This window comes from Eubacterium sp. AF17-7, assembly GCF_003461285.1.
Lineage (GTDB): Bacteria > Bacillota > Clostridia > Lachnospirales > Lachnospiraceae > Eubacterium_U > Eubacterium_U album.
Map to the genome: position 1 here is coordinate 57,756 of NZ_QTWU01000008.1, position 21,340 is coordinate 79,095.

The following is a 21,340-nucleotide window of genomic DNA, read 5'->3' on the forward strand; positions in this document are numbered from 1 at the left end:
CATCTCTCTTAAATAAACATATAAATTTAATCCTTCAAATTAGCTTTCCTAAATCTCTTCTTTGCATCAGAGATATTCTTATCCACTTCGATAGCTTTTTCGTTTTCTGCATCCAATAAGAAGTCAGCTGAATCGGTTCCAAAGCTTAAATACTTTGCCTGCCATAATAGGTAGGTTTCCTCGTCAATTTCTTCATTGATAAATTTCTCATACATTGTTGCCCAATGGCTAAACATTCTTTTAAGATTTGAAAGAGGAGCAACAGTAGCATCGTTTACGTCTATGTCGGAAGATACCTCTAAATAAACTTTTCCATCTATAGTTGTTGGAGTCAAATCCAAAGTTTTTTCCATACTGAATAAGTATTGTAGAGAACTTGCAGCTGAAATAGGATCAGGAGTTGCAAGCACGTATGGAGAAATCTCCAAAGCATTTGAAATCTCAAATATAGTGTCTGAATCCGGATAGCGATTTCCAAGTTCATAATTTCTTATAGTTGATTCATTTACACCACAGGCAGATCCCAATTCTTTTTGAGTCATGCCGGCAATTTGTCTGTAAAATCTAATCTTTTGTCCTAAATTTGCTGAGGCAAGATTTTTAGCATTTAAAGAAAAATCTCTTTTATTTTTTCCCATAAAACATATCCTTCCATATCATTTTATAACTGCTTGTATTATATCATAAACAGTTCATTTGTGAAATATAAAGATTACAAAACAGTCATAAGTGAAATGTTTTACTTGACAGTGCAAAAGTGAACTGATAAAATGAGTACAACACAGTTCAAAAATGCACTGTACAAAGTAATGAAATTTAAATAGGTAGGAGGTGATATTATGGCAGATACACTTTTTGTTAGAGCAAGCGATGTAGCAAAGGAAATGGGAGTTTCAGAAGCTATGGCTTATAAGATTATTAGAAAACTTAATAATGAACTTAAAGAGCAGGGGTTTGTAACTGTTCAGGGGAGACTTAGCAGACAGTATTTTGAAGAACGAATCTATGGAATTAAGACTAAATAGGAGGTGAAATAAATGGTTTTTAAGAATCCCAAAACAGATAAATGGGAAGTTAGATGTTATTACAAAAATTATAAAGGTGAGCGAAAACAGAAAACCAAAAGAGGCTTCAGAACAAAATCTGAAGCTCTTGATTGGGAAAGACATTTCAAACTGCAAGACCACCAGGACCTGGATATGACCATTGAAGATTTCTTTGAATTATATAAAAGAGATGTAAGTCATAAGGTAAGACCAAACACTTGGGAAGAAAAGGAATACATAATTTTAACAAAAATTCTTCCTTATCTTGGCAAGAGAAAAATAAATGAATTAAAGGTAACGGACATTTTTGAGTGGCAAAGAGAAATTCAGAGCTTAACAACTCAAAATGGTAAGAGCTTTTCAAAATCATATCTTGGAACAATTCATAATCAGCTAAGTGCAATGCTTAATCATGCAGTCAGATATTATGGGCTTAAATGGAATGTCGCAAGCAAGGCTGGGAACATGGGCAGTGCAAGAGATAGAAATGTTGATTTCTGGACGCAGAAGGAATACCAGAAATTTATTGAGCAGGTGGCAGATAAACCACAATCATATTATGGATTTGAAATACTTTATTGGTGTGGGCTTAGAATTGGTGATGATGATGATAAAATAAGACTAAATCAACGGAAACCCAGTAAATACAAGGGGTTGAGTCGATTTGGTCCTGAAAAAAACTTGCAACGAATCAACAAATTTATGAAGGAAAGGCCTACCTTTTATAAAAAACTTATTCAGATGAAAGAAAATTTCCGCTTTTATCTGAGATGCTTTTACTGTATCACGAAAGTGGTGATATTACAATTTAATAGCGAAAAACAGGACCGAATTAGCTCGTAATGGATGAAAATCTGTTTAGCTGATTCGGTCATTTTTATTGATTGAAAGGTGATGAAAAAATGGCTAGAATTATTTCTATTGTAAACCAAAAAGGGGGAACGGGAAAATCCGCATGTACAGCTAATTTAGCAGTAGGATTGGCACAAAAGAATATGAAAGTGTTGATTGTAGATGCAGATCCACAGTCTGATGTATCCGCAGGATTTGGATATCGTGATTGTGATGAAAGTAATGAAACACTTACAGCTCTTATGGATACAGTAATGAAAGATGAAGATATTCCTTCAGACTGTTATATCAGGCATCAGGCAGAAGGAATAGACATTATCTGTTCTAACATTGGACTGGCAGGTACGGAAGTACAGTTGGTAAATGCAATGAGCAGGGAATATGTATTGAAACAGATTTTATATGGTATCAAGGATCAATATGATGCAATTATCATTGATTGTATGCCATCATTGGGAATGATCACAATCAATGCACTGGCTGCATCAGATGAAGTACTAATTCCGGTTGAAGCGTCTTACCTGCCAATCAAAGGATTGCAGCAGTTATTAAAAACGATCGGTAAGGTCCGTAAGCAAATCAATCCGAAGCTGCAAGTCGGTGGAATTCTGTTTACGATGGTGGATGCTCATACGAATGATGCCAGGAATAATATGGAACTTCTCAGAAATGTATATGGAGGTCAAATTCATATCTTCGATAATTATATTCCATTTTCTGTAAGAATGAAGGAAGCAGTCAGAGAAGGACAGAGTATTTTCTCTTATGATCCGAAAGGCAAAGCTACAGAAGCTTATCGGAGAGTGACGGAGGAGGTGCTGAAAGATGCCATCTAAAAAAAGAGCAACTCCCGTTTCCTTACAGCCGCTTGATGCATTGTTTGGAACAAACGAAGAGACAACCAATGGAATTAGTGAGATAGCAATAGGAAGTCTTCATCCATTTACGAATCACCCGTTTCAAGTAAGAGATGATAAGAAAATGGAAGAATTAGCGGAAAGTATTACACAATATGGCGTGTTGGTTCCTGGTATTGTGCGGTTGAGAGAATCCGGTGGTTATGAGCTGGTAGCTGGTCATCGGCGAAAACGAGCATGTGAACTTTCTGGACTAGAGAAAATGCCGGTTATCATCAAAGATCTTACAGATGATGAAGCGACGGTGATTATGGTAGATTCCAACATTCAACGAGAAGAGCTGCTGATCAGCGAAAAGGCATTTGCTTATAAAATGAAATATGAGGCGTTAAAGCGTCAGGGAAAACGATCTGATTTAACTTCTTGCCAAGTTGGCAAGAAGTTGGCGGCAGAAGAAGTCAGTCAGAATACAGGAGATAGTTCCAGACAGATTCTTCGATATATTCATCTGACAGAGTTAGTAGCAGAGCTATTAGAATTGGCAGACGAGAAGAAGCTTCCCTTTAACACAGCTGTTGAACTTTCTTATTTGAGAACTGAAGAGCAGCAGATATTATTTCAGTATATGAGTAATCACAATATGGTACCGTCCTTGAAGCAGGCAAAGGAATTGAAACAGATTTCAAAAGAGCGGATGTTGACGTATTCGGAGATTGATCAGATTTGCATGAATGAAAGTACTGAAAAAGTTCAGGTGCAGATTCCGGCGAAGAAATTGAAACAATATTTTCCAGAGACATATACAAAGACTCAGATGGAAGAAATTATATTTATGCTTCTGGCATCGTGGGCAGAAAGAGAGGGTAAAGAATGAGCAATGAAGATATGGCAAGTAGAATACAAGTCTATCTGAAAAAGATAGAAAAGATACGTGTTAAACGGATGAAAAGAGAGAAGTTTAAACATTTGTTGAAAACATTAGGATTATCAGCAGGAAGGAAGTGAAAGTATGGCTTTAAAAATTGTACGAAGATATGATGCGAACGGAAGGGAGCTCACGGAGAAAGATCTGGAAACCTTTCGATTGGATTCTCCTGTGGTTAGAGAAATATTGGCAAACCTTAATCGGGAGGTGGCGGAAGGAATCAGACAGAGGGAGAAAAAAAGATGACGATTGAAGATGTAATTAAAAAATCAATTCTGCCACTGGCATTTATGGTATTCTGGTTTTGGATGACAAAAACAATTATGAAAGTCAGTGGGCAGACGGATTGGTTCTGGTGGGTATTTATTGCCGGACTTCCATTTGGAATACATAAAATGCGGTTGATTCTAATTCCGAGAGGAATGGATACCACAGCAACACTTGGGATGGCTGCATTAAGTGTCATTATTGGAGCATTGATTGGAAGCATCATGATTCCAGTGTATGTGATCAGAGCGATATACGTGTTTATACGGTATGTCATTGGAAAATAGAATATTAGATTGATAAGAGGCAGGCTTGCGAAAATAAAAATCGTAAGTCTGCCTCTTTTTTTGTGCTTAAAAACAGGCAATTCAGGGGAATTCCCTTTTGCAAATATATATATTCTTGGAGGATTTTTAAGATGAGAGAGCGAATTGAAAGTAAGCATGTAACAAAGGAAATCAAAAGTCAGATGCCAGTGATTCCGGTGGCAATTGTTAAAGAAAGAGGCTGTACGTTCTGCCCATATTATCTGGGCAATTATGAGAAACAGCCACGCTGTATGATGAAAACCTGTGCCTGGGATGATGAAAATGAACGTTTCCATCCAGTTCTTCGTGAACTGATCCCATTTTACAAAGAGAAGATGGAAAAAGCAGAAGAAAAGTTCCTGGCAATGAAAAAGATTTACACAACACTGTTAGGAATGTTTGCCGATGAAATGAAGCAAGAAGAGTTGGAAAAAGATGAATGTTACGGATGTGCCTATGGAAAATGTGGACCATGTATCGGTATCTGTTACAAATCAATGAAAGCATAGGAGGGGTAAGCCAATGAATACAATAGTTATTTCCGGGCGATTAGTAAGAAATCCCGGATACAACGAAGTGGAGAATGAAAAAGGACTTCATAAGATTGCCAAGTTTGTTCTGGCAGTCAGAAGAAATTATTCCGATGAAGTCAGTTTCATTCCGGTAAAGGCTTTTGCAAAGAAAGCAGAATTTGCCAGAGATTATCTGATGCAGGGAACGAAGGTCATGGTGGAAGGCGAGATTGTCACAGGTAATTATGAAGATAAGGATACCGGGAAAAAGATCTATACCACCGAAGTGTATGCAAACCGGATTGAATTCGCAGGTGCAAAAATGGTTGACAGACCACCGTTTCCAGAAGATGCGGAAGGGTTCTTAGAGATCCCAGAGGGTATGGAAGAAGAAATGCCGTTTAGATAGAGGAGGATAAAAGATGGTTTCAGTAGATCAGGCGTATATGGTAGGGCATATGAAAAATGCCGATGGAAGTATCAACAACAAAAATGTAGTGCTGTCAGCAGCATGTGAAGCAGCGGAACTGTTCCAGTGCATGATGGCAGTAAATCAGAAACTGGAGGATTGGCAGAGATTTAATCACACCTTGGAGATGCATCTTAGAAGTGTGGAATGTGAGAAAATCCATGACATCTGTCAGGCAGTATACGGAATGAAACATCCGTCCAATGAACTGGAAGGATTGTATCTGGCAAGAGAGGATGAACAGATATGCCTGCTGTACTATCAGGTGTTTGTAGGGATGCTGGAAATCAATATTAATTCAGCCGAAGTGCTGTACAAACAGAAGGAGGAAACAATCAATGAGTAAGATGGAGTATATGCCGGTAGATTGTCTGCAGGTGCCAAAGGTGCTGTTTCAGATGGAAAAATACAAAAATCTGTCAAATACAGCAAAGATTCTATACAGCTTATTTCTGGATCGTTTGAAATTTGCGGTGCAAAATGGCTGGGTAGATCATAACGGGAATCTGTTTGTTATCTATCCCAAAAGTGAAATAAAGAAAGACCTGAATACGACTCGGTATGGAGTAGATCAGGCAGTACAGGAACTGGTTCAGGTTGGTAAACTGGTGCGTATCATTCCAAACAATGGAAAGGCGAACCACTTTTATATCAATGGTATTTATGAAAATGAGATGGAGGAAGAATCAATGATGACATTAGATACTATCATGGAAAATATGCCGCTGGCTGAAAGAGAAATTATTATGGATAAGATGGTGAAAGCATCCAGAGATATTTTTGAAACTATTGCGGATATGGGATATATTGATCAATATGAAACGTCTTTAACTGCAATGGAAAAGCGAGGATACCAGGATGAGCTTGGAGAGATGGATATTGATCAAATTGAGGCTGATGGATATGAGTTTGGTATGGATCTTGCATTTGGAATTCTGGAGGAAAATGAAAATAATCCTGCTCGTGTGTTAGATATCCAGAAATATGTGAACAGACAGTATGAAAGCTGTTCAAAAAAGAAGTTTATGAAGGTCCTGGAAACCCTTGCTCATGCGATGGGGAATGATGAAGGCTTTATTGGTGATATGTATGCTTGTAACAAGAAGGCCAGAAATTATTATTTGGACGAAATGATTCAATCATTCAATTTTGTATTTGATGAGATGTGCCATGGTACAGGCAGTGCAGCAAATTGTGATTTTGATGTAGAAGAGTAGGAAAATATTATGGCAGATTTTGAATATTTCAGAGCAGAAGAATCTGACCAGTTTTCTTTTTTTCGGATACCAAAAGCTCTGTTCACAGAAAAAGAGTTTGCAAGTCTGTCCACAGACGCAAAGCTCCTTTATGGAATTCTGCTTGATCGAATCAGCCTGTCCAAGAAAAATGGCTGGATTGACAGTGAGGGTTATGTCTATATCATTTACACGATCGCAGAATTGCAGGAGCTGTTGCGAATGTCGCATACGACAGTGACAAAGCTTCTATATGAGCTGGATAGTGTGCATGGGATTGGATTGATCGAGCGGTATCGGCAGGGGAATAATCGTCCCTCTGTCATATATGTAAAAAATTTTGTAAAACGGAGTAGAGGAAAGCCAGTAAGATACTTTGTTTCTGGAATGCCAGAAACTGGAAATCCAGACTGCAAAGAATTGGAAATCCGGATTGCAAGAAACTGGAAGTCCGGAACGCAAAAAAATAGAAGTCCGGACTGCAAGAATCTGGATGGAAGTAATACTAAGATAAATAAGACTGAAAAGAATCATACTGATAAGAGTAAGGGCAATACACCCGCTTTGGAAGAAAAATTCAGTCAATATGGTAGATTTAAAAATGTTGTTCTGTCGGAAGCTGAACTGCAGGAGTTGATGACGCTATTTCCATGGGATTACCAGAAACGGATTGATCATCTTTCTGTTTATATGAAATCCAGTGGAAAAGAGTATCAAAACCATTTTGCAACAATCTGTCTTTGGGCAGAAAGGGATGGAACCAGGATAGGAATGGATAAATATGAATTTCAGGAAGGAGAAAGCCTGTGATGGAAAACAAAGTAACAGCAGATTATCTGGACGAAGAGGGATGTCTTCATTGTGGCACCTGTGGAAAAAGAAAACAGATGAAAGTCAGTCTGATGGGTTTTGAGCATGTAGTGTCCTGTTTGTGCGAATGCGAGGTAAAAGCCAGGCAGGAACTGGATGAGAAGATGCAGCGGGAAGAAGAACAGCGGCAGCTTTATCAGAGAAAATCCGTCGGACTTCGGGAAAGAAGATTCTGGGAATGGAAATTTGAAAATGACAATGGAAGCAACCAGAAGATACTAATCGCCAGGCAGTATGTAGAAAACTGGACAGATATGAAGAGAAAAAATGTAGGATTGCTTTTGATGGGACCGGTTGGAACCGGGAAGAGCTTTTTTGCAGGCTGTATTGCAAATGCACTTTTGGAACAGGGAGAACGTGTCATGATGACAAACTTTTCCAGGATTTTAAATGAAATGACCAGCTATCAGGCAGATAAGAACCAGATTATACAAAATCTTGTGGATTATCCGCTGCTGATTATTGATGACTTGGGAATAGAACGAAATTCCGAGTTTGCTTTGGAGCAGGTCTATAATGTGATAGACAGCCGCTATTGTAAAATGCTTCCGCTGATCGTAACAACGAATCTGGGACTGAATGAAATGAAATCCACAGACTTGGATACTGCCCATCAGCGTATTTACAGTAGAATACTTGAAATGTGTGTTCCCATCTATTGTGGTGGAGAAGATAAGAGAAAAGAAGAAGGGACAGAAAAACTCGTACAGGTGCAGAACCTGATTACCGGTTAATCTGTCTTTTTTCATTAAAGGGGGTGGTTGCCATGATTACAGATCTGGACAGCAGTTGAATCGCTGAAAGGAGGGAAAAGTCATGCAGGAAGAGGTAACTCAGAAAACGGTCACGTTCTGTATTCGGGCTACTAAGATTACGGCAGACCTGTTGAAAAAGGTTCTTGTTGCGTATCTGCGTCATCAGAGGCAGAAATCAGTAGAGAAGAAAGCACAGAAAAATCAGCCGAAACAGGGAAAGGTCACGGTAAAAGAGCTGGCAAAACAGAATGCCGGGATGGTCAATATCGAGATCACAAATAAGAATATCAAGTCCTTTGAACGCTATGCCAGAAAATACGGGATCAATTATGCTCTGAAAAAAGACAAGAGCAAAGAGCCGCCGGTTTATCTGGTATTTTTCAAGGGACGTGATCAGGATGCCCTCAATGCTGCTTTCCGTGAGTTTTCCCAGAAACAGATTCAAAAAGCGAATAAGCCTTCTATTCATAAGCGTCTTGCAGCTTACCGGGCAATGATGCCAAAGAAGACGAAGGACAAAGTAAAGAACCGACATCAGGAACAGAGCCGATGAAGAAACAAAACGGCAATAAACTGATGCAGAAGTGGAAGAATAAGGCTGGGGTCAGGCTGTCCGCCCTGGATAAAAAGAAACTGGTTCTTACCAATCTTCCCTATGTTCTGACCGCTTTTTATGCGGACCGGGCATCCTGCTTATACAGAAGCAGTCCCGGAGAAGATATAGGGAACAAACTGTTATATGCGATGGAACATGCAGATCGGATCTTTACAGGGATTCTGTTGAGTTTTGACCTTAGAGATCTATTGGTTGGAGTTACTGTCGCAGTTATTTTAAAACTATTGGTTTGGCAGAAACAGTCAGATGCAAAGAAACTTCGGAAGGGAATCGAGTATGGTTCAGCCAGATGGGGAACTGCAGAGGATATAAAGCCTTATATGTCAGAGGATCCCTGGATGAATATTCCGTTGACAGCAACAGAAGCACTGACCATGGAGAGCAGACCAAAGCAGCCGAAGTATGCGAGAAATAAAAATATCGTGGTCATCGGTGGCAGTGGTTCCGGAAAGACACGATTTTTTGTAAAGCCGTCGGTCATGCAGATGAACTGTTCCATGGTCATTACAGATCCAAAGGGCACTCTCATTGAGGAGTGCGGGAAGATGTTAGCAAAGGGACCGCCTAAGAAAGATAAGAATGGAAATATCATGAAAGATAAATCCGGAAAAGTAGTTCATGAGCCATATGTGATTAAGGTTCTGAATACCATCAATTTTTCCAAATCGCTTCATTACAATCCATTTGCTTATATACGGTCTGAAAAAGATATCCTGAAGCTGGTGACAACAATCATTGTGAATACCAAAGGCGAAGGGGAAAAAGCTTCCGAAGATTTTTGGGTGAAAGCAGAGAAATTGCTGTACACAGCACTGATTGCTTTTATCTGGTATGAAGGGGATGAAGAGGAAAAGAATCTGAATACCCTTCTGGATCTTTTGAATGAAAGCGAAACGCGTGAAGAGGATGAAACTTACCAGAATCCTGTGGATATGATGTTCCAGGAACTGGAAGAAAGAGATCCGCAGCACTTTGCGGTCAGACAGTATAAAAAATACAAAATGGCGGCTGGAAAGACAGCGAAAAGTATTTTGATATCCTGTGGAGCCAGACTTGCCCCATTTGATATCGCAGAACTTCGTGAGATCATGTCTTACGATGAAATGGAACTGGATAAGATCGGAGACAGGAAAACAGCCTTGTTCTTGATTATGTCCGACACAGATACAACCTTTAACTTTGTGATTGCCATGTTACAGTCACAGCTTTTCAATCTGCTTTGCGATAAGGCAGATGATGAATATGGTGGAAGACTTCCGGTGCATGTGCGTGTCATCGCTGATGAGTTTGCCAACATCGGACAGATTCCTCAGTTTGACAAGCTGATTGCAACCATACGAAGCAGGGAAATCTCTGCTTCTATTATTTTGCAGTCCCAGAGTCAGTTAAAGGCAATGTATAAGGATAGTGCAGATACCATTCTGGGCAACTGTGATACTACACTTTTTCTTGGTGGCAAAGAGAAAACCACCTTAAAGGAAATGAGTGAGCTTCTGGGGAAGGAAACCATTGACCTGTATAACACTTCGGAGACGAGGAGTAATCAGAAGTCCTTTGGATTGAATTACCAGAAAACAGGCAAACAGCTGATGACGGAAGATGAGATTGCAGTCATGGATGGAGGAAAATGTATCCTGCAGATCCGTGGTGCCAGACCATTTTTCTCGGATAAATATGATATCACGAAACACAAAAACTATCGGCTTCTTGCAGATGAAAACGAGAAGAACCGGTACAAAGTAGAGAAAGAGTTAAATCCGCAGTACACACCGAAACCCGAAGAAGAGGTGGAAGTGATTCATGTAGAACTGTCGGAGTAACCTTGGGAATGAACGAAAAATAATGAGGAAAGGAATAACTGACATTAGGTGCGCCGGCTTTTTAGTCGGTGTTTTTTCATTCCCGTAAACACCTGAAAGAAGTCAGTTTTGGTTTATGAATATATGGCATTTTTTAGCAGTGCAATTACAACTTTAAAAACTCTTGTAGTCGCAATCGGCGCAGGTCTTGGTGTGTGGGGTGTCGTAAACCTTCTGGAAGGATATGGAAATGACAATCCCGGCGCTAAGAGCCAGGGCATCAAACAGCTGATGGCTGGTGCCGGAATCATGCTGCTGGGAACTACCCTGATTCCACAGCTGGCAACATTGTTCTCTTAAGAGGAGTGGTAGATGAACACCATCATTGAGAGAATTACGGAAGCGATAAAGGATATCCTGATCGGACTTATCAAGTCATGTTTGGATAACATGTTCACGTCTGTCAATGAGCAGGTGGGAACCATAGCCGGGCAGGTGGGACAGACACCGCAGGGGTGGAATGCAGGGATTTTTAATCTGATTCAGAATATATCCCAAACGGTGATCGTCCCCATTGCGGGACTGATCATCACCTTTGTCCTGTGCTATGAATTGATCACGATGGTAACACAAAAAAACAATTTCCATGAATTTGAGACTTATAACATTTTCCTCTGGATCTTCAAAGCGTATGTAGCCATTTATCTGGTGACAAATACGTTCAATATCACGATGGCGGTCTTTGACGTTGGCCAACATGTGGTCAATAATGCCGCCGGGGTGATATCAGGAAACACTGCGGTGGATGCAACAGAAGCAATTACACGAATTGTGGATGCCCTGGAGGATATGGAGTTAGGGGATTTGTTCCTGCTATCCATGGAAACGCTGCTGATCAGTATTACCATGCGGATTCTGTCAATCATCATAACCGTTATTTTGTACGGAAGAATGATAGAAATTTACCTTTATACTTCCATAGCACCAATTCCGTTTGCCACCATGACCAATAAGGAATGGGGCAATATCGGAAACAACTATTTAAAAGGCTTGTTCGCACTGGCATTTCAGGGATTCTTCATGATGGTCTGTGTGGGAATTTATGCAGTTTTAGTAAATGCAATGACCATATCCAGTGACCTTCATGCAGCAATGTTTTCAGTAGCGGCTTATACCGTGATTCTTGCATTTTCATTATTCAAGACCGGAAGCCTTAGCAAATCGATATTCAATGCCCACTAACGGGCAGGAAAGGAGCGCATACCATGGCGTATGTACCAGTACCAAAAGACCTTACCAAGGTCAAAACAAAAGTAGCATTAAATCTGACAAAGCGGCAGCTGATTTTCTTTTCACTTGCCGCAGTTGTGGGAATTCCGTTTTATCTGTTCATGAGAAAACCAATCGGTTCCAGTATTGCTGCCATTTTGATGGTAACGATCATGCTTCCGTTTTTCTTCATGGCAATGTATGAAAAAGACGGACTTCCCTTTGAAAAAGTGGTGGCAAATATTATTCGACAGAAGTTTATCTGTCCGGCAGTAAGACCATATAAGACAGAAAATTTTTATCAGGAGATTTCCACCCTTGTAAAAAAGGAGGGTGTGCCGGATGGCAAAAAAGACAAAGCAGGAGACTCAGCAGGAGCGTCTGTCCCTGGCGGAAAAAAGAAACCGTCAGGAAAGAAGAAACAAAAAAAGCAGAAAAGAAAGAGAACAGGAAAAGCGTAAGAAGAAACAGGAACGGGACCGCAGGAAACAGAAAAGCATTCCTACAACTGCACAGCAGAGTATTCCGTATATTCGGATGTTGCAGGATGGTATCTGCCAGGTGACAAAGACCTTTTTCTCCAAGACGATTCAGTTTTACGACATCAATTATCAGCTTGCTTTAAACGAGGATAAGACCACGATATTTGAGAATTACTGTGATTTCTTAAATTACTTTGATTCTTCCATTAGTGTGCAGCTGTCCTTCATCAATCAGCAGGTGGATGTGGCAGAATTTGAAAAAAGCATTGATATTCCGGATCAGACGGATGACTTTAATGCCATTCGTGAAGAGTACCGTACTATGCTGAAAAATCAGCTTTCCAAGGGAAATAATGGTCTGGTAAAGACGAAGTATATCACTTTTGGAATCGAAGCAGAAAGTCTGAAGGTAGCAAGACCAAGACTTGAAAGAATCGAAACAGATATCTTAAACAACTTTAAGGTTCTGGGAGCACAGGCACATTCCTTGAATGGACTGGAAAGGCTTGAGATTCTGTATCATGTGTTCAACCAGGATCGGATCGAACCATTTAAGTTCCAGTATAAGATGCTGCCGGAAACCGGATTAAAAACCAAAGATTTTATTGCACCGACTTCCTTTAACTTTTCCAAGAATCAGACATTTTTGATGGGAAGAACGATGGGAAGTGTAAGTTACCTGCAGATTCTTGCACCGGAGCTGACAGACCGGATGCTTGCAGATTTCCTGGATGTGGATGACAGCATCAATGTCAACATTCATATCCAGTCCATTGACCAGAGTTCTGCGATTAAGATGATCAAGAGCAAGATTTCAGATCTGGATAAGATGAAGATTGAAGAGCAGAAGCGGGCAGTACGTTCCGGTTATGATATGGACGTGCTTCCATCGGACCTTGTAACCTATGGAGAAGAGGCGAAAAACCTGCTGGAAGATCTGCAGTCCAGAAATGAGCGAATGTTCCTTGTGACGGTTCTGGTTATGAATACCGCAAAGAAGCGGCAGAAGCTGGAGAATAATATTTTCCAGGTACAGGGAATCGCACAGAAATATAACTGTTCCTTAAAACAGCTGGATTATCAGCAGGAAGCAGCACTCATGTCCTGCATTCCGCTTGGAGTCAATCGAATTGAAATTCAGAGAGGGCTTACCACATCATCAACCGCAATCTTTGTGCCATTTACGACACAGGAACTGTTTCAGGAAGGGGAAGCTCTTTATTATGGATTGAATGCGTTATCCAATAACATGATCATGGTTGATCGGAAACGCCTGAAGAACCCAAATGGACTGATTCTTGGTACACCAGGTTCTGGTAAGTCATTTTCAGCAAAGAGGGAAATTACGAACTGTTTTCTGATTACGGAAGACGATATCATTGTCTGCGATCCAGAAGCCGAGTATTCGGCACTTGTGCAGGCGCTGCATGGACAGGTGGTTCGGGTTTCACCGGTATCTGACCAGTATATCAATCCGATGGATCTGAACCTGAATTATTCCGAGGAAGACAATCCGCTGTCATTAAAAGCAGATTTTATTTTATCTCTGTGTGAGTTGATTGTTGGCGGAAAGAATGGACTGGAGCCGGTAGAAAAAACGATTATTGACCGTTGTGTTCGGTTAGTATATCAGGAATACCTTGCCGATCCAATACCGGAGAAGATGCCAATCCTGGAGGACTTATACAACCTTCTGAGAAAACAGGAAGAGCCAGAAGCACAGCGACTGGCCACTTCATTGGAAATCTATGTTACAGGTTCTTTGAATGTATTTAACCATCAGACGAACGTGGATATCAATAACCGTATTGTCTGCTTTGACATCAAAGAACTTGGCAAACAGCTGAAAAAGATTGGGATGCTCGTAATCCAGGATCAGGTCTGGAACAGGGTAACGATGAACCGTTCTGCCCATAAGTCCACCAGATACTATGTGGATGAGTTCCATCTTCTTTTGAAGGAAGAGCAGACTGCAGCTTATAGTGTGGAAATCTGGAAGAGATTTCGTAAATGGGGTGGTATTCCAACTGGTATCACCCAGAATATTAAGGATTTGTTGTCTTCCAGGGAGATAGAGAATATATTTGAAAATTCAGATTTTATTTATATGCTGAACCAGGCTTCCGGAGACAGGCAGATTCTTGCAAAACAGCTGAATATCTCACCAACCCAGCTGTCCTATGTAACCAACAGTAATGAGGGGGAAGGACTTTTGTTCTATGGAAATGTCATTATCCCATTTGTAGACAGATTCCCGAAGAATTCCCTCTATAAAATCATGACAACCCGCTTGGAGGAAACTTCCGAAGCAGGTTAAATCAAAGGAGAAGACAATGTTACGAGCAATTTCATATGTATTAACTTTTAGTGGCGGTGCTGTATTTGGCATCGCTTTTCTCTGTTTATTACAGGCAGGGAAAGGGTATCCGAAGAAGGAGGAGTAATCAGTGGCAGAACAGAGAATGAAAGTCAGGGATAAGAAGGTCCAGAAGATGACCAAAGATGGTCTGGTGGAAGAAAACCTGACGGATAAATCTTCTGTTCGTGTCAGTAACCGTGCCAGTGATGTGCAGATGGGAATAAAACAGGGGGAAAAAGCAGAAAACCTTGTGGATAAGTCTCCCCGCCAGTCTAAGCGGAGTGGGAAAAATATCCGTCCCTCTGTGCAAAAATCCAGGGATGCACCGGAACTGATGCGAACGGAGAACCAAAGTGAGGATTTTGGACAAAATAGAAAGCAACAAAACCGGAAAAGAATCCGTGCTGAGAACAGAAAAGAATCAAGATTTGCGGAAAAATCCGAAGCCAGCCAGTCAGGGAGACTGAAAGAAAAACGTGCGGATCTTTCAGAAAACAGAGGAGACAGCCGGAGTAAGAAGAATGGTGGAAGTAAGAAACCAAAGCAGAAACAGCGTCTGAAATTTGCTTATGAAGAGACTGGTGCTTCTGTGAAAAATGACAAAGATATGGAGAAATTGAACCAGATGGATACGGATGGAGTCAATTTCCGTCATCAGAAACAGAAGGAAAAAGCCAAAAAGTTTTCTTATGAGGAAGCAAGAAAGAAAAAGGAAGCAAAGCAGCATTCCAAGAAGGCACAGGTTTATCAGGCAAATGAAGGAGAGGGTTCTGGAAAGAAGAAATCCCGCCTGAAGTTTGGCGAAGGGGAATCTGTGAAAACAGAAAAAGCTTTTGTTGTTAAGAAAGCAGGAAGTGCAACTTCCGCAGCATTGCACCGTGAGATCAGTAAAAATGAAGACGATAATGCGGCAGTAGAAGGTGCCCATAAGTTGGAAGAAGGCTGCGAAGGTATTTACCGGCTGGAACAGAGAAGTGCCAGACGAAGGAAACAGAGGGCTTCCAGAAAGAGAAGCAGACTGGAGAGACAGGCAGAGAAACAGACACAGGCGGCAGCCCGTCAGGAGCAGAAGAAGCTAAAAAAACAGATTCAGAAGCAACAGATCAAACGGGATTATGCCAAAGCAAAGCGAAGTGAACAGACCGTAGGTACAGCTACAAAAGGTACGATTGATTATATCAAGAAGATTGGCGGCAAAGTCACCAACTTCTTTAAAGAAAACCGGAAGGTGTATATCAGTGTGGCAGTTCTGATCGGATTGATGTTTCTGATTATAACGAATGTCACGTCATGCTCTGCAGTGTTTTTACAAAATGTGATCACTTACACGGGAACCAGTTATCTGTCATCGGATCAAGCAATCCGGGAAGCGGAACTGTATTATACACAGCTGGAAGCTAATCTGCAGGAGCGGATTAACAACATGGAGTCTGAAGAACCGGGACATGAGGAATACCGATATAACATCGGACCTATTGAGCATGATCCGTTTATCCTAATCAGTTATCTGTCAGCAAAGTATGAGGAGTTTACTTTTGAACAGGTCAAGCCTGAACTGGATGCATTGTTTGCAGAGCAATATCATCTGACTACTGAAGCAGTCAATGAAACTGTGACAGAGACAGCAACAGTAAGAGTTGGAGAATCGTTGGGACAGGTTGTAACAAGCGGATATTGTAACTGTCCAATCTGTTGTGGTATTTGGAGTGGAGGACCGACTGCCAGTGGAGCATATCCAACAGCCAATCATACCTTAGCAGTAGATGCTTCCAATCCGTTTGTTCCAATGGGAACAAAGGTGGTCATGAATGGTGTCGAATATACGGTAGAAGATACCGGAGCTTTCGCAAGATACGGTGTACAGTTTGATGTCTATTATGACAGTCATGCGGCAGCATCCGCACATGGTCATAAGACCTGGGAATGCTATCTGGCAGATGATAATGGAAGCCAGGAAGTGGAAGTGACCAGGACAAGAGATGTAGATGTGCTGAATGTCACCTTAAACAGCGGAAATCTGATGTCGATCTGTCAGGACAGGCTGGGATTTTTCCAGAAAGAACTGTTCAGTGCCTATAACGATACGAAAGGTAATTTACAGATGTTTGCGACACCGGTTGATTTTAACTGGTATTCCAGTGTGACAAGTTATTATGGATATCGGATTCATCCAATTTCAGGAGCAAATCAGCTTCATAATGGTATGGATATCGGAGCGCCGGAGGGAACAAAAGTAATGGCAGGGCTGACCGGAACGGTTACAACTTCTGCTTATAACGACAGCTATGGCAATTATGTTGTGATCAAGGACAGTAAAGGCTATGAACTGCGGTATGCACATTTAAGCAGCCGGAGTGTATCTGCAGGTGTATCCGTCACGAAAGGTGATGAGATTGGTCTTGTAGGAAATACTGGAAATTCTACAGGAAGCCATCTTCATATTGAACTTCTGAAAAATGGAGAGCGCTTAAACCCGATCTTTTATCTGGAAACTGGAGAAGGGGCAGGCTTTGGCGGCAATGAATACACCAGTGAAGCGGCACAGCGTTTGTTGAACGAAGCAGCGAGATATCTAGGAACACCGTATGTGTGGGGTGGATATTCTCCAAGTGGATTTGACTGTTCTGGATTTGTAAGTTACTGCCTGACAAACTCTGGTGTAAGGAATACAGGAAGATTGACTGCACAGGGACTGTATGACATCTGCACGCCGGTATCTCAGTCAGAAGCACAGCCGGGAGATCTGATCTTTTTTACAGGCACTTATGATGCAGGAGTTCCGGTAACGCACATTGGAATCTATGTAGGCAATGGTCAGATGATCCATTGCGGTCATCCGGTGCAGTACACGTCCATCAATTCACCATACTGGCAGAGCCATTTCTATGGATTTGGACGATGGTAAGAAAAAAGGGCGGCTGCATCAGCCGTCCGGAAAGGAGAAGCGATGAAAAGTCTTGAAAAAGCAACGGCGGATTATGAGAAAGCCAAGGAAAAAATGGAAGCATCCAAAGCCAGATATGAAGCAGACTTAAAGCGGTTCAAGGCTGCGGAGATTGCAAAAACAGAAGCGGAAAATCTGGAAATTGTAAGAATTATCCGTGCAATGGATATGAGTATTCCGGAATTGGAAGCTTTCAAAAAGAGAATGAAAAATGAACTGCCCGGCAGGGTGGAAATACAGAAGGAGGAAACAAAAGCCGATGATGAATCTGGAAAAAATGAAACAGAAGAAGAGAACAATTACTAAAAGCAGGGTAAAAAAGGGCTTGCTTGCAGCAACGACATTTCTTTGCCTGACAACACCTTTGCTCCAGACACAGACTGCTTATGCAGCTGAGAATACCACACCTGCGATTACGATTGAGAAACCGGATGGCTGGAAACAGGGAGAAACAACCATTGCTGTTACGGTAGATGCCAGCCATATGCCGGAAGGTTTCTCAATAGCAAAGATGGAAGCAAAAGCAGGAAAAGATGGAAGCTGGCAGGATGTAACCGGAAGCGGAAGTATCACGATCACTGGAAATCAGACAGTGTATGTGCGTGTGACAGATGGTGAGGGAAAGGTCTATGAGCAGAATCGCTCTATTAAGTGTTATGACACGGAAAAGCCGACACTTTCTGCTTCTCTGACAGATGGTGTGCTGACGATTCAGGGGAATGATACAGTATCCGGGATTACTGCGGTAACAGTCAATGGCACCACTTATACAGACTTGAAGGATGGAATGCTGAGAGTGCAACTGACACAGAAAGATTTTACTACAAAACAGATTGAGATTACGGTAACAGACGGAGCTGGAAATACTTCTGAAAAGTATGTGTTGCAGAATCCTTATTATGAATGGGCAAAGAAGCAGGCAGAAAAACAGAAATCTTCCAGTGTCAGCAATGGTGCAATGGCAACTACGACCAGTGCAGATGCAACGGGGACTGAAAAAACAACGACTTCTCCGCTTCCACAGGATGCACAGGCTTCTGAGCCGACAGATGCAAAAGGAACCGTGGATGATCGGACAGTGACAGGTATTGAGGAACAGCTTAATAAAGAAGGCGAGACGGCAGAATCCGTTACAAAAACAGCTACGGAAGGCACAAAAGAGTTTTATACCATTTCAACGAAGAGTGGTAAGATTTTCTATCTGATCATCGACAATTCAAAATCTCAGGATAATGTGTATTTCCTTACCGAAGTCAGTGAGAAAGATCTGATGAACTTCACACTTTCTGATTCAGTGACACTTCCGGAAGTGGATACGGTTTATGCAGAACCAGAGAAAAAAGCAGAGGAAGAAAAACCGGAAACGACAGAGTCATCCGAGAAAGATAAGGTAGAGGATGACATTCAGATGCCAGAAGATAAAAGTCCATTTGGAACCTATCTTTTGATCGCACTGGTTGCAGTCGGAGCTACGGCAGGGGGATATTACTTCAAAGTCTATAAACCAAAGCATGAATATGATGACGAGGATGAGATGGAAGAGGATGAAGATGAATCCGAAGATTCAGAGTCAGAAAAACGGGAAGTAGACGATGCAGATGAGCAGGAAGAAAGTGCAGAACCGGAAATTCTGAGAGATGAAGATTTCAATGATGATGTACTAGAAGATGAAGAAGAGGAGCAGGAGTAAATGAAATTAGTGATTGCAGAAAAGCCATCGGTTGCGATGGCACTGGCTTCCGTGCTTGGAGCCAGAACAAGAAAAGATGGCTACGTGGAGGGAAACGGTTATATCGTTTCCTGGTGCGTAGGACATCTGGTTGGATTATGCGATGCATCGGAATACGATGAAAAATATAAAAAATGGAGATATGAAGATCTGCCGATTGTGCCGGAATGCTGGAGACACAAGGTTTTGGATGGAACAAAGAAGCAGTATGGAATCTTGAAAAAACTGATGAGAGATTCCAATGTAGATGAAGTGATCTGTGCTACTGATGCAGGACGTGAAGGAGAGTTAATCTTTCGTCTGGTGTATGAGCAGGCAGGATGCAAAAAGCCGATGAAGCGGCTCTGGATTTCTTCCATGGAAGAACAGGCAATTAAAGATGGATTTGCGTCATTAAAAGACGGTTCGTGTTATGACAGTCTCTATCAGTCAGCACTTTGCAGGGCAAAGGCAGACTGGCTGGTGGGAATCAATGCGAGCCGTCTTTTTTCCGTTCTGTATAACCAGAATCTGAAAGTCGGAAGAGTGCAGACACCAACGCTTGCCATGATCGTGGATCGAAATCAGAAGATCAAGGAATTTACCAAAGAAAAATATTATATGGCTCATATCAAGTTTGATGATATGGATGCAGTCACAGAGCATTTTCAGAAAAAAGAGGATGCAGATAAAGTGGTTGCAGACTGTCGGGAGCGTATGTGCGAAGTGGAAAAGGATGATGTGAAAGAGAAGACGGTACGCCCTCCAAAACTCTATGATCTGACCACTCTTCAGAGGGAAGCAAACAGAATGTTTGGCTATACCGCACAGCAGACGCTGGATGCCGTGCAGGAGATGTATGAGCAGAAGCTTGTCACTTATCCGAGAACAGACAGCCAGTATCTGACAGATGAGATGGGAGAAAGCACAGAAACTCTGATTCAGATGTTACTTGGGGAAATGCCTTATGCTGAAGGCCTGGAATATCAGCCGGACGTGAGTAAGGTATTAAATTCAAAGAAAGTATCTGATCACCATGCGATTATCCCAACCATGGAAGTAGCCAAAGCAGATATTGGTGAACTGAAAGAGCGAAACCGCAAGATTTTGTATCTGATCAGTGCCAGGGTACTGACAGCAACCGCAGATCCTTATATTTATGAGAGCCATAAATGTCAGATTACCTGTAATTATCATACGTTTTATCTCACGGCAAAGAAAACAAAGCAGGAAGGATTCAAGGCAATCGAAAATAAAATGAAACAGTTCTTTGGCGTAAAGAGTGAGAAAGAAGAGCCGGAGCTGGATATCTGGGCAGGCAAGCATTACGGTCCTTGTGATTCTTTTGTATCGGAGCATTTTACACAGCCACCGAAACAGTACACAGAAGATACCCTGCTTTCTGCGATGGAACGTGCAGGAAATGAAGAACTGACCGAAGATACGGAAAAGAAAGGACTTGGTACTCCGGCAACAAGGGCAGCAATCATTGAAAAACTGATTCAGTCTGGTTTTGTGAAAAGGGAAAAGAAAAATCTGGTGCCGACAGATGATGGCAATGTGCTGATTACGGTTCTGCCGGATGAGATTAAATCTCCGAAGATGACAGCAGAGTGGGAAATGGCATTGAATCACATTGCCCAGAATACAGAGACAGCAGATGAATTCCTAAATGGGATTACAGAGCTGATGCAGGAACTGGTTGCCAGATATCAGGGTATTTCAGAAGAAAAGAAAGAGCAGTTTCAGGGAAAAGCAAAAGGAGAAGTCATTGGCAAATGTCCCCGTTGTGGAGCTGATGTCAGGGAAGGAAAAGTAAACTTTTACTGTTCTGATCGGAACTGTGCTTTTACCTTGTGGAAGAATGATAAATTCCTTGCAAGCCAGGGAAAAAAGATGGATAAGGCGGCAGCAAAGAAGTTCCTGTCTAAAGGAAAAATCCATTATAAAGATCTGGTATCCAGAAAAACAGGGAGACAGTATGAAGCAACTGTGGAAATGGTTGATCCCGGCGAGGGGAATGTGCAGTTCAATCTGATTTTCCCACAACGATAAGTAGTGTATGGC

Annotated in this window: 25 protein-coding genes; 24 read left to right on the forward strand and 1 reads right to left on the reverse strand. The window is 41.5% G+C overall.

Translation table 11 applies throughout. The annotated features are described in order from the left end of the window. Positions 1 to 26 precede the first annotated feature (26 nt). On the reverse strand, positions 27 to 638 hold the full coding sequence (locus DWW96_RS08560) for a helix-turn-helix transcriptional regulator (RefSeq protein WP_117910130.1): 612 nt from the start codon (positions 636 to 638) through the stop codon (positions 27 to 29). A gap of 201 nt (positions 639 to 839) precedes the next feature. Between DWW96_RS08560 and DWW96_RS08565 the strand changes: the two genes are divergently transcribed. The 24 genes from DWW96_RS08565 (at position 840) to DWW96_RS08670 (ending at position 21,328) form a co-directional block, all read left to right on the forward strand. Further along, complete coding sequence (locus DWW96_RS08565) at positions 840 to 1,025, forward strand: helix-turn-helix domain-containing protein (RefSeq protein ID WP_117910131.1); 186 nt, start codon at positions 840 to 842, stop codon at positions 1,023 to 1,025. Between the two features lie 12 nt (positions 1,026 to 1,037). Then, complete coding sequence (locus DWW96_RS08570; protein ID WP_117910132.1) at positions 1,038 to 1,889, forward strand: Arm DNA-binding domain-containing protein; 852 nt, start codon at positions 1,038 to 1,040, stop codon at positions 1,887 to 1,889. Positions 1,890 to 1,948: 59 nt separating this feature from the next. Beyond that, positions 1,949 to 2,734 carry a ParA family protein gene (locus tag DWW96_RS08575; protein WP_117470890.1) on the forward strand — a complete coding sequence of 262 codons (786 nt, stop codon included), beginning with the start codon at positions 1,949 to 1,951 and terminating at the stop codon, positions 2,732 to 2,734. Continuing rightward, on the forward strand, positions 2,724 to 3,629 hold the full coding sequence (locus DWW96_RS08580; protein WP_117470891.1) for a ParB/RepB/Spo0J family partition protein: 906 nt from the start codon (positions 2,724 to 2,726) through the stop codon (positions 3,627 to 3,629). The genes DWW96_RS08575 and DWW96_RS08580 overlap by 11 nt, the downstream gene beginning before the upstream one ends. Continuing rightward, positions 3,626 to 3,760 carry a hypothetical protein gene (locus DWW96_RS14545; protein WP_008371487.1) on the forward strand — a complete coding sequence of 45 codons (135 nt, stop codon included), beginning with the start codon at positions 3,626 to 3,628 and terminating at the stop codon, positions 3,758 to 3,760. The genes DWW96_RS08580 and DWW96_RS14545 overlap by 4 nt, the downstream gene beginning before the upstream one ends. Before the next feature lie 4 nt (positions 3,761 to 3,764). Then, complete coding sequence (locus DWW96_RS14255) at positions 3,765 to 3,926, forward strand: hypothetical protein (RefSeq protein WP_164468309.1); 162 nt, start codon at positions 3,765 to 3,767, stop codon at positions 3,924 to 3,926. Continuing rightward, positions 3,923 to 4,234 carry a DUF6050 family protein gene (locus tag DWW96_RS08585; RefSeq protein ID WP_022068206.1) on the forward strand — a complete coding sequence of 104 codons (312 nt, stop codon included), beginning with the start codon at positions 3,923 to 3,925 and terminating at the stop codon, positions 4,232 to 4,234. The genes DWW96_RS14255 and DWW96_RS08585 overlap by 4 nt, the downstream gene beginning before the upstream one ends. Before the next feature lie 131 nt (positions 4,235 to 4,365). Continuing rightward, the gene (locus DWW96_RS08590; RefSeq protein ID WP_008688044.1) at positions 4,366 to 4,764 is read left to right on the forward strand and encodes a hypothetical protein; all 399 of its coding nucleotides are present in this window, start codon (positions 4,366 to 4,368) and stop codon (positions 4,762 to 4,764) included. 13 nt (positions 4,765 to 4,777) lie between these two features. Continuing rightward, positions 4,778 to 5,176: a single-stranded DNA-binding protein gene (locus DWW96_RS08595; protein WP_117470892.1), complete on the forward strand. Its 399-nt coding sequence runs from the start codon at positions 4,778 to 4,780 to the stop codon at positions 5,174 to 5,176. Positions 5,177 to 5,189: 13 nt separating this feature from the next. Beyond that, positions 5,190 to 5,582 carry a hypothetical protein gene (locus DWW96_RS08600; RefSeq protein WP_008688048.1) on the forward strand — a complete coding sequence of 131 codons (393 nt, stop codon included), beginning with the start codon at positions 5,190 to 5,192 and terminating at the stop codon, positions 5,580 to 5,582. Continuing rightward, a complete protein-coding gene (locus DWW96_RS08605; protein ID WP_117910133.1) occupies positions 5,575 to 6,453 on the forward strand; it encodes a replication initiator protein A in 879 nt (292 codons plus the stop codon). Before DWW96_RS08600 ends, DWW96_RS08605 begins: the two co-directional genes overlap by 8 nt. 9 nt (positions 6,454 to 6,462) lie before the next feature. Further along, complete coding sequence (locus tag DWW96_RS08610; protein ID WP_024720795.1) at positions 6,463 to 7,281, forward strand: replication initiator protein A; 819 nt, start codon at positions 6,463 to 6,465, stop codon at positions 7,279 to 7,281. Beyond that, positions 7,281 to 8,075 (forward strand): ATP-binding protein, encoded by a 795-nt coding sequence (locus DWW96_RS08615; RefSeq protein WP_117910134.1) that lies wholly within the window; start codon positions 7,281 to 7,283, stop codon positions 8,073 to 8,075. The genes DWW96_RS08610 and DWW96_RS08615 overlap by 1 nt, the downstream gene beginning before the upstream one ends. An 82-nt stretch (positions 8,076 to 8,157) precedes the next feature. Continuing rightward, positions 8,158 to 8,649 (forward strand): PcfB family protein, encoded by a 492-nt coding sequence (locus tag DWW96_RS08620; protein ID WP_117910135.1) that lies wholly within the window; start codon positions 8,158 to 8,160, stop codon positions 8,647 to 8,649. Between the two features lie 23 nt (positions 8,650 to 8,672). Then, positions 8,673 to 10,532: a VirD4-like conjugal transfer protein, CD1115 family gene (locus tag DWW96_RS08625; RefSeq protein WP_330678029.1), complete on the forward strand. Its 1,860-nt coding sequence runs from the start codon at positions 8,673 to 8,675 to the stop codon at positions 10,530 to 10,532. A gap of 123 nt (positions 10,533 to 10,655) precedes the next feature. Next, positions 10,656 to 10,871: a Maff2 family mobile element protein gene (locus DWW96_RS08630; protein WP_017144663.1), complete on the forward strand. Its 216-nt coding sequence runs from the start codon at positions 10,656 to 10,658 to the stop codon at positions 10,869 to 10,871. Positions 10,872 to 10,883: 12 nt separating this feature from the next. Continuing rightward, positions 10,884 to 11,753, forward strand: a complete 870-nt coding sequence (locus tag DWW96_RS08635; protein WP_055057307.1) for a VirB6/TrbL-like conjugal transfer protein, CD1112 family — start codon at positions 10,884 to 10,886, stop codon at positions 11,751 to 11,753. A gap of 23 nt (positions 11,754 to 11,776) precedes the next feature. Next, complete coding sequence (locus tag DWW96_RS08640; protein WP_024720790.1) at positions 11,777 to 12,241, forward strand: PrgI family protein; 465 nt, start codon at positions 11,777 to 11,779, stop codon at positions 12,239 to 12,241. Then, the gene (locus DWW96_RS08645; protein ID WP_181988213.1) at positions 12,123 to 14,579 is read left to right on the forward strand and encodes a VirB4-like conjugal transfer ATPase, CD1110 family; all 2,457 of its coding nucleotides are present in this window, start codon (positions 12,123 to 12,125) and stop codon (positions 14,577 to 14,579) included. The genes DWW96_RS08640 and DWW96_RS08645 overlap by 119 nt, the downstream gene beginning before the upstream one ends. Before the next feature lie 16 nt (positions 14,580 to 14,595). Continuing rightward, positions 14,596 to 14,706, forward strand: coding sequence for a hypothetical protein (locus DWW96_RS08650; RefSeq protein ID WP_008688066.1), 111 nt, complete (start codon positions 14,596 to 14,598; stop codon positions 14,704 to 14,706). Positions 14,707 to 14,754: 48 nt separating this feature from the next. Beyond that, positions 14,755 to 17,526: a peptidoglycan DD-metalloendopeptidase family protein gene (locus tag DWW96_RS08655; RefSeq protein WP_347496340.1), complete on the forward strand. Its 2,772-nt coding sequence runs from the start codon at positions 14,755 to 14,757 to the stop codon at positions 17,524 to 17,526. 42 nt (positions 17,527 to 17,568) lie between these two features. Next, a complete protein-coding gene (locus tag DWW96_RS08660; protein ID WP_008688068.1) occupies positions 17,569 to 17,871 on the forward strand; it encodes a DUF4315 family protein in 303 nt (100 codons plus the stop codon). After that, a complete protein-coding gene (locus DWW96_RS08665) occupies positions 17,843 to 19,255 on the forward strand; it encodes a DUF4366 domain-containing protein (RefSeq protein WP_347496339.1) in 1,413 nt (470 codons plus the stop codon). Before DWW96_RS08660 ends, DWW96_RS08665 begins: the two co-directional genes overlap by 29 nt. Further along, a complete protein-coding gene (locus DWW96_RS08670; protein WP_008688070.1) occupies positions 19,256 to 21,328 on the forward strand; it encodes a DNA topoisomerase 3 in 2,073 nt (690 codons plus the stop codon). Positions 21,329 to 21,340 lie beyond the last annotated feature (12 nt).

Excerpts from the sequence above, each read along its gene's own strand:
- DWW96_RS08560 (WP_117910130.1), bottom strand. The coding sequence starts at position 638 with ATGGGAAAAAATAAAAGAGATTTTTCTTTAAATGCTAAAAATCTTGCC.
- DWW96_RS08565 (WP_117910131.1), top strand. The coding sequence starts at position 840 with ATGGCAGATACACTTTTTGTTAGAGCAAGCGATGTAGCAAAGGAAATG.
- DWW96_RS08570 (WP_117910132.1), top strand. The coding sequence starts at position 1,038 with ATGGTTTTTAAGAATCCCAAAACAGATAAATGGGAAGTTAGATGTTAT.
- DWW96_RS08575 (WP_117470890.1), top strand. The coding sequence starts at position 1,949 with ATGGCTAGAATTATTTCTATTGTAAACCAAAAAGGGGGAACGGGAAAA.
- DWW96_RS08580 (WP_117470891.1), top strand. The coding sequence starts at position 2,724 with ATGCCATCTAAAAAAAGAGCAACTCCCGTTTCCTTACAGCCGCTTGAT.
- DWW96_RS14545 (WP_008371487.1), top strand. The coding sequence starts at position 3,626 with ATGAGCAATGAAGATATGGCAAGTAGAATACAAGTCTATCTGAAAAAG.
- DWW96_RS14255 (WP_164468309.1), top strand. The coding sequence starts at position 3,765 with ATGGCTTTAAAAATTGTACGAAGATATGATGCGAACGGAAGGGAGCTC.
- DWW96_RS08585 (WP_022068206.1), top strand. The coding sequence starts at position 3,923 with ATGACGATTGAAGATGTAATTAAAAAATCAATTCTGCCACTGGCATTT.
- DWW96_RS08590 (WP_008688044.1), top strand. The coding sequence starts at position 4,366 with ATGAGAGAGCGAATTGAAAGTAAGCATGTAACAAAGGAAATCAAAAGT.
- DWW96_RS08595 (WP_117470892.1), top strand. The coding sequence starts at position 4,778 with ATGAATACAATAGTTATTTCCGGGCGATTAGTAAGAAATCCCGGATAC.
- DWW96_RS08600 (WP_008688048.1), top strand. The coding sequence starts at position 5,190 with ATGGTTTCAGTAGATCAGGCGTATATGGTAGGGCATATGAAAAATGCC.
- DWW96_RS08605 (WP_117910133.1), top strand. The coding sequence starts at position 5,575 with ATGAGTAAGATGGAGTATATGCCGGTAGATTGTCTGCAGGTGCCAAAG.
- DWW96_RS08610 (WP_024720795.1), top strand. The coding sequence starts at position 6,463 with ATGGCAGATTTTGAATATTTCAGAGCAGAAGAATCTGACCAGTTTTCT.
- DWW96_RS08615 (WP_117910134.1), top strand. The coding sequence starts at position 7,281 with ATGGAAAACAAAGTAACAGCAGATTATCTGGACGAAGAGGGATGTCTT.
- DWW96_RS08620 (WP_117910135.1), top strand. The coding sequence starts at position 8,158 with ATGCAGGAAGAGGTAACTCAGAAAACGGTCACGTTCTGTATTCGGGCT.
- DWW96_RS08625 (WP_330678029.1), top strand. The coding sequence starts at position 8,673 with ATGCAGAAGTGGAAGAATAAGGCTGGGGTCAGGCTGTCCGCCCTGGAT.
- DWW96_RS08630 (WP_017144663.1), top strand. The coding sequence starts at position 10,656 with ATGGCATTTTTTAGCAGTGCAATTACAACTTTAAAAACTCTTGTAGTC.
- DWW96_RS08635 (WP_055057307.1), top strand. The coding sequence starts at position 10,884 with ATGAACACCATCATTGAGAGAATTACGGAAGCGATAAAGGATATCCTG.
- DWW96_RS08640 (WP_024720790.1), top strand. The coding sequence starts at position 11,777 with ATGGCGTATGTACCAGTACCAAAAGACCTTACCAAGGTCAAAACAAAA.
- DWW96_RS08645 (WP_181988213.1), top strand. The coding sequence starts at position 12,123 with ATGGCAAAAAAGACAAAGCAGGAGACTCAGCAGGAGCGTCTGTCCCTG.
- DWW96_RS08650 (WP_008688066.1), top strand. The coding sequence starts at position 14,596 with ATGTTACGAGCAATTTCATATGTATTAACTTTTAGTGGCGGTGCTGTA.
- DWW96_RS08655 (WP_347496340.1), top strand. The coding sequence starts at position 14,755 with ATGACCAAAGATGGTCTGGTGGAAGAAAACCTGACGGATAAATCTTCT.
- DWW96_RS08660 (WP_008688068.1), top strand. The coding sequence starts at position 17,569 with ATGAAAAGTCTTGAAAAAGCAACGGCGGATTATGAGAAAGCCAAGGAA.
- DWW96_RS08665 (WP_347496339.1), top strand. The coding sequence starts at position 17,843 with ATGAAACAGAAGAAGAGAACAATTACTAAAAGCAGGGTAAAAAAGGGC.
- DWW96_RS08670 (WP_008688070.1), top strand. The coding sequence starts at position 19,256 with ATGAAATTAGTGATTGCAGAAAAGCCATCGGTTGCGATGGCACTGGCT.